The sequence below is a fragment of the Petrachloros mirabilis genome, from assembly GCF_975968855.1.
Genome location: NZ_CDLUDY010000074.1, coordinates 1 through 10,042, shown reverse-complemented (window position 1 = coordinate 10,042; position 10,042 = coordinate 1). Strand labels below are relative to the sequence as shown.

At 55.6% G+C, this 10,042-nt stretch carries 14 protein-coding genes; 9 read left to right on the top strand and 5 right to left on the bottom strand.

What is annotated here, in order from left to right:
- The coding region (locus ACWVCN_RS03205; RefSeq protein WP_455244071.1) for a YcbK family protein at positions 1-486 on the bottom strand (486 nt) is incomplete at its 3' end.
- A gap of 185 nt (positions 487-671) precedes the next feature.
- On the opposite strand from ACWVCN_RS03205, the gene ACWVCN_RS03200 reads away from it, so the two are divergent.
- Complete coding sequence (locus ACWVCN_RS03200) at positions 672-1,034, top strand: response regulator (protein WP_455244070.1); 363 nt, start codon at positions 672-674, stop codon at positions 1,032-1,034.
- Between the two features lie 29 nt (positions 1,035-1,063).
- Here ACWVCN_RS03200 and ACWVCN_RS03195 read toward each other — a convergent pair whose 3' ends face one another.
- From ACWVCN_RS03195 to ACWVCN_RS03185, 3 genes are read right to left on the bottom strand one after another with little or no spacing between them, the layout of a single operon-like run.
- The gene (locus ACWVCN_RS03195) at positions 1,064-1,477 is read right to left on the bottom strand and encodes a glycine zipper family protein (RefSeq protein ID WP_455244069.1); all 414 of its coding nucleotides are present in this window, start codon (positions 1,475-1,477) and stop codon (positions 1,064-1,066) included.
- On the bottom strand, positions 1,474-2,328 hold the full coding sequence (locus ACWVCN_RS03190; RefSeq protein ID WP_455244068.1) for a hypothetical protein: 855 nt from the start codon (positions 2,326-2,328) through the stop codon (positions 1,474-1,476). The genes ACWVCN_RS03195 and ACWVCN_RS03190 overlap by 4 nt, the downstream gene beginning before the upstream one ends.
- Before the next feature lie 18 nt (positions 2,329-2,346).
- Positions 2,347-4,110, bottom strand: a complete 1,764-nt coding sequence (locus tag ACWVCN_RS03185; protein WP_455244067.1) for a SagB/ThcOx family dehydrogenase — start codon at positions 4,108-4,110, stop codon at positions 2,347-2,349.
- A 136-nt stretch (positions 4,111-4,246) separates the two neighbouring features.
- On the opposite strand from ACWVCN_RS03185, the gene ACWVCN_RS03180 reads away from it, so the two are divergent.
- The 8 genes from ACWVCN_RS03180 (at position 4,247) to tadA (ending at position 9,564) form a co-directional block, all read left to right on the top strand.
- Positions 4,247-4,669, top strand: coding sequence for a hypothetical protein (locus tag ACWVCN_RS03180; RefSeq protein WP_455244066.1), 423 nt, complete (start codon positions 4,247-4,249; stop codon positions 4,667-4,669).
- Between the two features lie 71 nt (positions 4,670-4,740).
- Positions 4,741-5,517, top strand: a complete 777-nt coding sequence (locus tag ACWVCN_RS03175) for a tetratricopeptide repeat protein (RefSeq protein WP_455244065.1) — start codon at positions 4,741-4,743, stop codon at positions 5,515-5,517.
- Between the two features lie 92 nt (positions 5,518-5,609).
- Positions 5,610-5,927, top strand: coding sequence for a tetratricopeptide repeat protein (locus tag ACWVCN_RS03170; RefSeq protein ID WP_455244064.1), 318 nt, complete (start codon positions 5,610-5,612; stop codon positions 5,925-5,927).
- 15 nt (positions 5,928-5,942) lie between these two features.
- Positions 5,943-6,143, top strand: coding sequence for a hypothetical protein (locus ACWVCN_RS03165; RefSeq protein WP_455244063.1), 201 nt, complete (start codon positions 5,943-5,945; stop codon positions 6,141-6,143).
- 23 nt (positions 6,144-6,166) lie between these two features.
- Positions 6,167-7,246, top strand: coding sequence for a hypothetical protein (locus tag ACWVCN_RS03160; protein ID WP_455244062.1), 1,080 nt, complete (start codon positions 6,167-6,169; stop codon positions 7,244-7,246).
- 150 nt (positions 7,247-7,396) lie between these two features.
- Positions 7,397-7,999 (top strand): sigma-70 family RNA polymerase sigma factor, encoded by a 603-nt coding sequence (locus ACWVCN_RS03155; RefSeq protein WP_455244061.1) that lies wholly within the window; start codon positions 7,397-7,399, stop codon positions 7,997-7,999.
- Positions 7,996-9,000, top strand: a complete 1,005-nt coding sequence (locus tag ACWVCN_RS03150) for an anti-sigma factor domain-containing protein (protein WP_455244060.1) — start codon at positions 7,996-7,998, stop codon at positions 8,998-9,000. Before ACWVCN_RS03155 ends, ACWVCN_RS03150 begins: the two co-directional genes overlap by 4 nt.
- A gap of 81 nt (positions 9,001-9,081) precedes the next feature.
- Positions 9,082-9,564 (top strand): tRNA adenosine(34) deaminase TadA, encoded by a 483-nt coding sequence (tadA, locus tag ACWVCN_RS03145; RefSeq protein ID WP_455244059.1) that lies wholly within the window; start codon positions 9,082-9,084, stop codon positions 9,562-9,564.
- Between the two features lie 14 nt (positions 9,565-9,578).
- Here the strand turns inward: tadA and ACWVCN_RS03140 are convergent.
- A partial coding sequence (locus ACWVCN_RS03140; RefSeq protein WP_455244058.1) for a 4'-phosphopantetheinyl transferase family protein occupies positions 9,579-10,042 on the bottom strand: 464 nt, incomplete at its 5' end.

Genomic DNA, 10,042 nt, shown 5'->3' with positions numbered 1-10,042 from the left:
GGCGGCTCGACGGATCTCCCGGAGACGGACGCCTGGAATATAAAAATCCACGGCTTGCCCTTCAACGTGGAGACTGCGCCTGACCGCCCTCCGACTTCTTTTGACCAACAGCGCATTGTACTCGGGAGATCGGTAGGCAGAGATCACGTGGATTTCGCCGCTGCCCCCCACTGATTTTTGCACGAGATTGAGATGTTCAATTACCTTGGGATCGATAGTGGCCACTTCTCCGGTATGGTGACAGCGCAGAATATGGTTGAGGTCGTCCAACGCCTCCAGATCGTATTGCCCCTTCTCATCCCTATATCGCACACGAAGCCTTTCATTCGTATGCACGTTATAGATGGCGAGCTCGCCATCCGGAAATTCTTCGGCCTGGGCGCGTGCCAATGCAGGAGTAAAGAACCTCCCGCTCAGGAGGAGAAGACCAACGAGGGAGGTCTTCAAGAGTGTGCGACGCGTCCAATATGAGTCAGCTTGTTGCATGGATATCTTTTCAATTCGACTGTGGAAGCTACGTAGCAGAGGCAAAAGTTTCTACCAAATGAACCGGGACCGGTCAACCTTTTTTCTCTCCGTGTCTGAGCAGTGGTATTTCTGCAACATTTTCTCGCTAGACAGGTTGAACGAAGACGGGTAGTATTCAAACAATTCAAGGAGTCCTGCACACAATGGCTACCATACTGGTTATTGATGACGAAGATTCCATTCGGAATCTCCTCAAAGATGTCCTAGAAAAAGCCGGCCACAAAGTTCTTGAAGCCAAAGACGGGCGCGAGGGCTTGGAGCTGTATCAGAAGAACAAAGTCGATCTCGTATTGATGGACATCCTGATGCCGGGAACCGACGGGCTGGAGGCCACGCTTCAACTCACGCGTGAATACGTCGATGCCAAAGTCATCGCCATGACGGGTGCCCAGGGCGACCGCAATTTTCTCGACGTCGCGAAATTGTTCGGGGCCCGCCGTGTATTTGAAAAGCCATTCGATCTGACCAAGCTGGTGGAAGCAGTCAACGAAGAACTGGCAAAGTAGGCAAGATCCTCCCGTCGCGCTTTTTCAACTCATTCCCATCCGACAGGATCGTAGCCCCGTTCCTTGAGACAACGTTGCACAAACTGTTTGTAGGCAGCGCTGGGCGGTGACCGTCTGAATAATCCTCGCAAAAATCCCGCCGTCGCTCCACTGGCTGCACCGACCATTGCGCCCCGTCCCGCATGCCCGACAACCGCTCCGCCGACGGCACCACTGGCAGTGCCGATCGCCCCACCGGCTACCGTGCTTCCGGCTACCTGTCCTCCCTTGCCTTGGCGTGGACTTGCGCCGGCATCCTTCGCCATCTGACTGCATTCCTCAATATCGCGCTCGGCTGCATCCGCCCCCACCTCCTTATAATGGGCATTCGGGTACAGGATCGGCTTCGGGGCACAAGACATTACCCAACAAGCGAGACACATCACGACAGCGGCGCGCTTCATCGGCCTCCGGTCAGCTCTTTGCGCACAAGGCCGCGCATCATCGCCGGATCGTTGTAGCCGACCTCGCTCAAGGCGTCCATAATATGGACGCCCTTCGCCGCCACCAGTTCTTTGGCCTTTGCATAATTTTTTGCAGTAAACCGCGCAACAGCCGGCTGGCCGTTCACGATCTGACAGGCCAGGACTTCATCGCCCACTTCCAGCGTCCCTCCCTGCTCCACCAAGGTTTTGGCTTGAGCGATCGTAATGCCGTGCAATTGAGCAAATTCCTCCAGCCCTCCGGTTTCGACAAGCCGCCCGTCCGGCATAATACAGAGGCGTTTGAAGTGCGGCGACCAATCTTTCCGGAAATCGATGTACTTGATATCCCCGCCTTTCGCGACGGCGCGATCGATCATGCGATAGTCCAACCCAAGATTTTTTTGTTGGAGCTTCGTTTTCAACTCTTCCGGTAGGGTTCGATAGAACGTTTCCTTGGCGGAATCGAGCAATGAGCACGACCTCGCCCGTGACAGTTGCTCCGCCTCGGCAAATTGCATGAGGTCTAACGTAAACGTCTGTTTCGGGCTGGCCCCGGTCTGGTCCACGGCGCAGGCAAACAATCCACGCGTCAGCAAACCTTCTTCTTGAGGATAGACATAAACCCCGCCCTCGGTGAGGAGATTGGTCATAGTCTCAAGCGGGACGTCGTAGCTTTCAGAAAGAATCTTGGCATGACCGGGGAGATCCTCTGTGAGCGTCATCGCACAAGCCGTCACGTTTCCCGGCGCATCAAATTCTGAATAATCTTCGATAATGTTATAGAGAACTGTTGGTTTAATTTTCTCTGCTTTCTTTTTGATTTTAAACATATCTTTCCTTCGCTACCATTACTCCTGGCCTCTCTCCTGTTTATGAAAATAGGGAGGCAAGGTCATGAGCCGCCGGTCCTCCACAGGACCACCGACCGTAAAATGATACAAAGATTGAACGCTCAATCCCTTCACTGACACGATCTCATGAACGGGATCGTCGAAAAAACAGCCGATGCCGGTAGCACTTACCCCTGCCGCCTCCGCTTCAAGGTAGAGCACCTGCCCGAGAAGTCCTGCTTCCCAGAACAGGCGTGAATACCACCAAGCTCCCCGCTCCCGCAAGGGCCTTTCGAACTCCGCCAACATGCCCAGAGAAAAGGCACTGTCGCCCGCAATGTCCTGATGACAACTGACCTGGGTTGCCAGGCGCTTCGCATCTCCTTCGAGCAGCCAGTAAAGAGGCAGGTCCTCCGGAACCCCGGGCGCCTTCGTCCATGTCAGCTCGGGATTCATCGCTTGTTGAATGACCGGGAATTTCCTTTGGTCGCGAAGGAGGAAATAAAGACCAGGCGTCAGACCGTCGACACGGTGCACAAACAACATGAGATGAATCGCCGGATTGTACGGCCAGACATCCCATGGCATCGGTCGTTCTAATTGGGAACGGTCCGCCTCCGGCATTACCCGCTGAAGCATCTGAAGGAACGTGGCAGCCGGGAGAGCGGTCCTGGCATCGAAGGCGACGGCGCTCCGTCGTTGATGGATGATCTGACCCGCCGACTGAGAACCTGAAACCGGGAAACCTGGATTTCGAGAAGATTTCATGGCACCTACAGGCGGCACGAACTGTTCCTCCCCCGGGATCTTCCATGAGGCCTCTGCCACTTCGTCGATAATGTCCCAATGCACTCCATGTTCCCTACTCAGTTGATTCGCCTTCCCGTGCCAGCGGCTACCAGCCAATTCTTCCACCACGCCGGAATTAACGAACAACGGAATGCCCCTCTTGCCGCCGATTGTCTCTTGCCCCCCGCCAGCCGTCTCCCGCCATATCACACACAAACAATCCGGATGTTCCGGCTCTACATCGGCAAAGTCTGCGACGCGATTGGTGCCCAGCAACAACGCCACCGTATTTTGTGCCACTCCATCGAGCAGCGTCATATTCCATCCCAGCGTCGCCGCCGCGATCCGCGCCGTGCCGATCGCATGACCGACATCGTGATTACAGTACCGAAACGCCCTCTCGCCGTATTTCCAGGCCTCGCGCCAATGAATCGACGTCAAGCCGAACAAGAAGGCGCCGGGCGGAAACGGAGCAAGCAGTCGAGTGAGTTCCGTTGCCGGAAACGACGCGCGCAATTCCAGCCCGTGTTCTTTCGGCGCGTAGTGATACAACCCCGGCTCGAGTTGCAGTCCTTCTATTTCCGGGACAACCAGGTACCCTTCCGTTGGGTGGAGATTGCCGGAGGACGGATTGCTGCGCAACGCCCATTCCGATTCCCCAGCCCGTTTCCACGCTGAGAGCGCCAGAGCAAATTCAAAGAATCTCGATAGAGTCCGTATCGTGACCGGAAGAGGAGACACTCCGCCCTGCTCATAGATCGCGCTGTAAGTGGGAGAAAGGGGCTCCTCATCCGGTTTCAGCAACGGAAACGGAATAAGCGGCGCCCCTTCAAATCGTCGAAAGGGATCCGGTTGATTGACCCAGTCGAGAAAACCAAGCGACCGCGCATAACGATTGAAGTGATGCTTTGTCTGGACGTGGTAGCGAATCACTGTATCAACGGGGTCAGGCGAGACAGGTTTCGTACCGCTGGTGGGAGTTGGCTGTTGCATATTATGGTTCTGAACATGAAGTCTACAGACCCCGGAAAAGAAAAGTAAATGTACTTCCCTCTCGGCCTCACGGCTTACGCCATTGATCTCGCTTCGATTCCGGAGGTATGGTGCACCAGGACACAAGAATTCGCTGATGCAATTCGACCCTGCCCTTGCCGCACGGAACGCATTCAGACAAGCCGAAGCCGAACTCGGCTCGGACTGGGGTACTGCCGTCGAGTTGGAGGACACCTTTTCTTCCACCGCCGGATCGGCAGCGCGCGAAGCGTACGAAGGATTGCTCGCTCTGGCAACCCGTTACCCCAACGCCCACTTCTTCCAGGCTTTCTGCATCTACATCACCTGGCAGCAGGTTACGGAAGAAACCGTCGCTCATCACTTTCGGACAGGAATCCAATTGTCCGAATCCTACCTGGCCTCCCCGGACAACAAGGATCAGCGCGATATCGCCTGCGTCAGAGAGTTGCATGAATCCTTTAGAGCGGGGTTGGGGCTGGATGAAGAGGATGAGATCGAATCGGAATTTCGACGAGACACACCTAAGGGCGGCGACTAGCATTGCACGACTTTCGTGACACGTGCATCGTCATTCATCGAATGATGAGCCGTACGACATTTCAGTAGCTCATGGCCGATGATCACAAACACCGCGCACGGATTTATCTCCATCGTGGAGACCTTGTCCAAGCCCGGGCAGCGTGGGAAGCCGCGGTGGAGGAGGACCGCCAAGGCAAGAGGTTGTCTGAACTCTCTAACTCGCTCGGCAACCTCGGCAACACCTGTGCCTTAATGGATGATTATGAGGCCGCCGAGCGGTGCTACCGGGAAGTGTTGTCGATTCAGCGAACGGAACGCAGCTCCCACGCCGTTGCCCATACATTGGTCAACCTCGGCAACTTGCAGATCGGCGCAGGCCATCCGGAGAAGGCCCGCCCCTATTATCTCGAAGCGAGAGATTTGCTCCTCTCATTGAACGACTACCGGGCACTCGGAATTCGGTATAACAATCTTGCCTCCCAGGAGGCACGAGAGCGGCAATGGGAACAGGCCGGGAAATCTTTCACGCTCGCACTCGACTATCACAGGATGGTCGGCAACGAAGAGGGGCTCGCCGTTACCTACAGTCAAATGGGAAAGTGTTTTTCCGACCAAAACGATTTGACCAGAGCCGAGCGCTGCTTCAACAACGCATCAGAGCACTATATCAAGCTCGGCAATGAACCGGCCGAGGCTGCCGTTCTCCGACATCTTGCCTCCCTCTACGATCGTCGCCACGATTACATTTCAGCCCGGCGCTGTCTGGAACGAGTCGTCGGTATCGACCGCCGGTATCGGCTCCCGGAACTGGAGGCTGACTCCCTTACACTCTCACAACTCCCTAGTGAGAAGCCTGCTTCCGATTAGCCTCTCCTTCTTCGTTCATCGTCCTGCGTTATTTCACCTGGCCGGGATCAAACCGTCAGTGGTAAGATGCTCTCCAATAAGGAGCAGCGTCATTGGATATCAATGTATTCCGCCAAATGGTGGCCAAAAATCCGAACGGCTTTCTAGGACGCTACGGGCTTGGCAATAAAATCCTACAAGAGGGCGGCAGTCTCGATGAGGCAGTCGAGCATCTGCGCGTCGCTGTGCAACTTGACCCTGTGCATGTGGCCTCTCATCTCGCACTCGGGCGGGCGCTGATCGGTCTGGGGAAAAACGAAGAAGCCAAACCCGTCTTACAAGCCGGCATCGATGCGGCCGTCTCGGGGCGCTCTAATGGAGGCAGGGATCTTGTGCCGGATATGCAGATGATGCTTCAGAGATTAGCCTGAACGGAGGACAAATTCGTGAAACTGGAAGAAGCCAAACAGCGGATTGAGTCAGCGATCACACAGTTCGGTCCAAAGGCAACGCCGATGATCGATCTCGTCATGAACGAAGTCCGTACGGAGATGGGCGCCAAGGTTTACAACCAGCTCGTGGATGAGTTCGATCTGGAACTGGAATACAACATCGCTCCGTTGGAATCCGACATTTCTAATTTCTAACTTCTCCTGCGAGTCGGCGCTTCGTGCCCCTTATCTGGACCGCCATCACCGCTCACGGCTACGGCCACGCCGCCCAAGCCGTACCCGTTCTCAACGAACTGGGTAAACTGGTCCCGAACCTCAAAGCGATCCTCCGCACCACCGTGCCGTCCACTTTTTTCCAGGATCGCCTGTCGATTCCCTGGGAACGTCAACCGGTTCAGCAGGACATCGGTTGCATCCAGAAAGGCCCGCTGGAAATTGACGTGCAGGCGACATGGACATCTCATTTCGAGTTTCACGCGAAATGGGATCAGTTGATCACAGACGAAATGATCGCCATGAAAGCCGTGCGGCCACGCGTTGTCCTTGCCGACACACCATACCTGGCCCTCTGCGCGGGACACGAAGCCGGCATCCCGACTATCGGTCTCGCCAACTTTACCTGGAGTGAGGCCCTCGAGCCCTTCGTCGATTCAAACGATCCGCGCCACCGCACGTTGCTCACCACGATCGGGGAATCGTACGGCTCGGCTGATCACGCATTGCGTATTGCACCGGGTCTGCCCATGCCTTCGTTTTCCAGGGTATTGGATATCGGACCGATTGCCGAGCCGGCACAACCTCGCCGCTCTGAACTTCGCAGGCTACTTGGTGTCTCTGAACACGAACAGGTCGTCCTCATTGCATTCGGAGGAGTCCCACTGCCGTCCTTGCCCTGGGCCGCGATGGACCAGATGGCAGGCTATCAATTCGTTGTCGATGGCCTTACCCCTAAGCCGTCCGCGCGAATCCATTCGCGCGAGAAACTTCCCTTCTCCTTCAAAACCCTTCTCGCGTCCGCCGACATCATCATGACCAAGCCAGGATATGGAACCATCGTCGAAGCCGTGACGCTCGGACTTCCTGTCATCTATGTCCGCCGGTACAACTTTGCAGACGAGCCCCCATTGGTGAACTACTTGCAGCGTTACGGCCGCGGAATTGAATTGCACCTACAGGACTTCGTAGCCGGAAACTGGCGGGTTGCTTTTAAGAACCTGACGCAGACCGTCACTCCGCCACCGCCACCTCCCTGTACGGGTGCCTCTGAAGCTGCCAAACACCTCATGAGCTATTTCTAGCGCTCCATTCGACCTGCAACCCCGCGCGAATATTCATCAATATTCTTCAGTACTTAAGGAGAGATCTTTTTGGCGGATTTCCACGTAGATGTTATAGTTGTGGCGTACGTGTGGTGATCGCATCATCGGTTCAGAGTCCGACGCAGTTTCATGAGTACACCCACAGGACGCGCCACCTCGAGGATCGATCCGGCCCTGCTGGCCAATGTCGTGAAAGGCGACCAGCAGGCCTTTGGCCAACTCTATGACCATTCGAGTACGTTACTTTACACAATGGCATTCCGCATTCTCGGCAATCGGGAAGAAGCCAATGAACTGCTTCAGGACGTTTATCTGGAGGTCTGGAGGAAAGTCGCACGCTACGATGTCGGACGGGGGTCACCCATTGCCTGGCTGATCACACTCACGCGCAGTCGCGCCATCGACCGTTTGCGTGCACGAAGTACAAAGCAGAAGGCTGCAATGTCGCCCATCGAGAACACGACTACTTCCCATATCGCCGACTTGGGCCCGAGCCCATATGAAACCCAGGCAGACCAGGAGTTACGCATGGCCGTGGGAAATGCGATGACCAGTCTGCCGCCGGCTCAGCAACAAGCCATCGAATTGGCGTATTATGAAGGCCTCTCCCATCAAGAAATTGCGTCACGGCTTAATCAACCGCTTGGAACCGTCAAGACCCGAATCAAGTTGGGTATGTCAAAGCTGCGGGAAACACTGAAAACGTATTGGGAGTCGGGTGAAGCAGGATGACGCACGAAGAACTTGAAGAATCCATTCCGCTCTACGCAACCGGGGCACTCGATCGAACAGAGCGCCAGGCCTTGGAAGCACACTTGTTATCGGGCTGCCAATCCTGTCATCTCGCGCTCAAGGAGTTCCAGTCTGTCGCCTCGCTCCTCCCCTTCGGCTTATCGCCGACGCAAGCTCCCAGGGTCCTGAAGGCCAAGATCATGGCGGCTAGAAATCCCGACCCGATCGGCATGGAAATCGGCCAGAACGAACCGAGCAAGCCGAGCCTTGAACCTGGCGAATGGATGAATCATCTGTTTCCTCCGGTCGCCCCGGCTCGCTCGGTATCCCTTCCATGGGCCATCGGCCTGGCGATGTTCTTGGTTGTGGGAGTTGGCGGCTATCTTGCGTGGACGTATAGTTCTCAAATCTCCGCTGATTCCTCAAAGATTCTTCAGCTTGAAGCCACCATCCATCAGCAAGCAAACAGAATGGCAAACCTTCAACGTGAACTCGGCGTACGAAATAGCACCCTCGCAGGACTTCAAGCGGACCTTCAAAAAAGAATCTCAGATGTGGCGGAGCTTCGAGATCGATTGATGCAACAAGAGATGGATTTGGAAACAGCCCAGGCCTACCTTGCCTCAAGAGGAGGAGAGAGAGTACGGCAAGACGAGCTCGCCACTCTCATGCGGCAACCAAATACCAAAGTCGTCTCGCTTACAGGATCGGAGATCGCGCGACAGGCCAGTGCCATGTTGATCTACGATGGCCGTACACAGAAAGCCTGGCTCTATTCTGCCAACCTGCCGGAGTGCCCCAACGGCACGACCTACCAACTATGGGCCATTGACCAAAGGCCTGTTAGCATCGGCACCTTCCACATGGCTGCCGGTCAGACGACTCATCTCCTCGTCAAACGGATGCCGGATTTCTACAGTGCCAAGAAGTTCGCAATCAGTCTTGAACAAGCCGGGGGCGGCACCAGGCCGACCGGATCTATTTATCTCATCAGCCAATAATCGCAACTCATTTCAACACCCTGCCTCCCTTGACCCCGCAATTGGGGGACGTTACAACCAATTCTGATGAGCATAGCCGGCATGAAGAACACCCCGCCAGAATCCCAAGACGAACGCGATCAGGCCTTCATGCAGCTGGCCCTGGACGAAGCCGCCCGAGCGATCGCCCTGGACGAGGTACCGATTGCCGCACTCCTCGTTCACGACGGCGAGATTCTCGCCCGATCACACAACTATCGGGAAGTCTGGCAGGACCCGACAGCCCATGCGGAAATGCTTGTGATCCGCGAAGCAGCCAAACTCCTCGGCAGCTGGCGACTCATCAACACCACGCTCTATGTCACCCTCGAACCCTGCGCTATGTGCCTCGGTGCTATTATTCTGGCGCGCATTCCAAGGTTGGTGTTCGGCGCCAGGGATCCCAAGGCCGGCGCCTGTGGATCGGTCCTGAACTTTACCAACGAGGTACGTTTGAATCATCGCGTTGAAGTCACAGGAGGAATGCTGGAACAGGAAAGCCAGCAATTACTGAAGGACTTTTTCAAGACGCTGAGAGCAGAATAAGGAAACTTCTCGAGCTAGGCGGAGCAAATCTCGACAGTCCATTCCTTTCCGCAGGCGGCAACTGCTCCTTCCCATTCATTTCCACAATCGAGCCATTGAACTGTCCATCCGGATAAAAGCGATGACCCTTCAGCAACCTGCGCGACCGCCTCGTACTCCCCCCCGAAGGAAACAATTGTACATTGTTGGAGCGACTTCAGGCCAATCGCCTGCCCCTTGAGCACCGCTTCTTTTGCCACCCAATAGCGATAGAACGATCGTACTCGCTCGAAACCGGCGTGACTCACGATCCGTTCGTATTCGACCGGAGCGTAAAATCGCTCAGCCAGTTTCACGACATTGGCATGTTCGCGAACCTGCTCAAGATCGACTCCGACCTCCTGTGCGCGCGTCAGAGCGATCAACATGCGTCCATGCGAATGGGAGAGGTTGAACTTGAGTGCATCGGGACGCCCCTGCTGATCCAGCAACAGCGGCT

Bases quoted from the DNA above. Each gene is read 5' to 3' on its own strand.
- ACWVCN_RS03200 (WP_455244070.1), top strand. From the start codon at position 672: ATGGCTACCATACTGGTTATTGATGACGAAGATTCCATTCGGAATCTC.
- ACWVCN_RS03195 (WP_455244069.1), bottom strand. From the start codon at position 1,477: ATGAAGCGCGCCGCTGTCGTGATGTGTCTCGCTTGTTGGGTAATGTCT.
- ACWVCN_RS03190 (WP_455244068.1), bottom strand. From the start codon at position 2,328: ATGTTTAAAATCAAAAAGAAAGCAGAGAAAATTAAACCAACAGTTCTC.
- ACWVCN_RS03185 (WP_455244067.1), bottom strand. From the start codon at position 4,110: ATGCAACAGCCAACTCCCACCAGCGGTACGAAACCTGTCTCGCCTGAC.
- ACWVCN_RS03180 (WP_455244066.1), top strand. From the start codon at position 4,247: ATGCAATTCGACCCTGCCCTTGCCGCACGGAACGCATTCAGACAAGCC.
- ACWVCN_RS03175 (WP_455244065.1), top strand. From the start codon at position 4,741: ATGGCCGATGATCACAAACACCGCGCACGGATTTATCTCCATCGTGGA.
- ACWVCN_RS03155 (WP_455244061.1), top strand. From the start codon at position 7,397: ATGAGTACACCCACAGGACGCGCCACCTCGAGGATCGATCCGGCCCTG.
- ACWVCN_RS03150 (WP_455244060.1), top strand. From the start codon at position 7,996: ATGACGCACGAAGAACTTGAAGAATCCATTCCGCTCTACGCAACCGGG.
- tadA (WP_455244059.1), top strand. From the start codon at position 9,082: ATGAAGAACACCCCGCCAGAATCCCAAGACGAACGCGATCAGGCCTTC.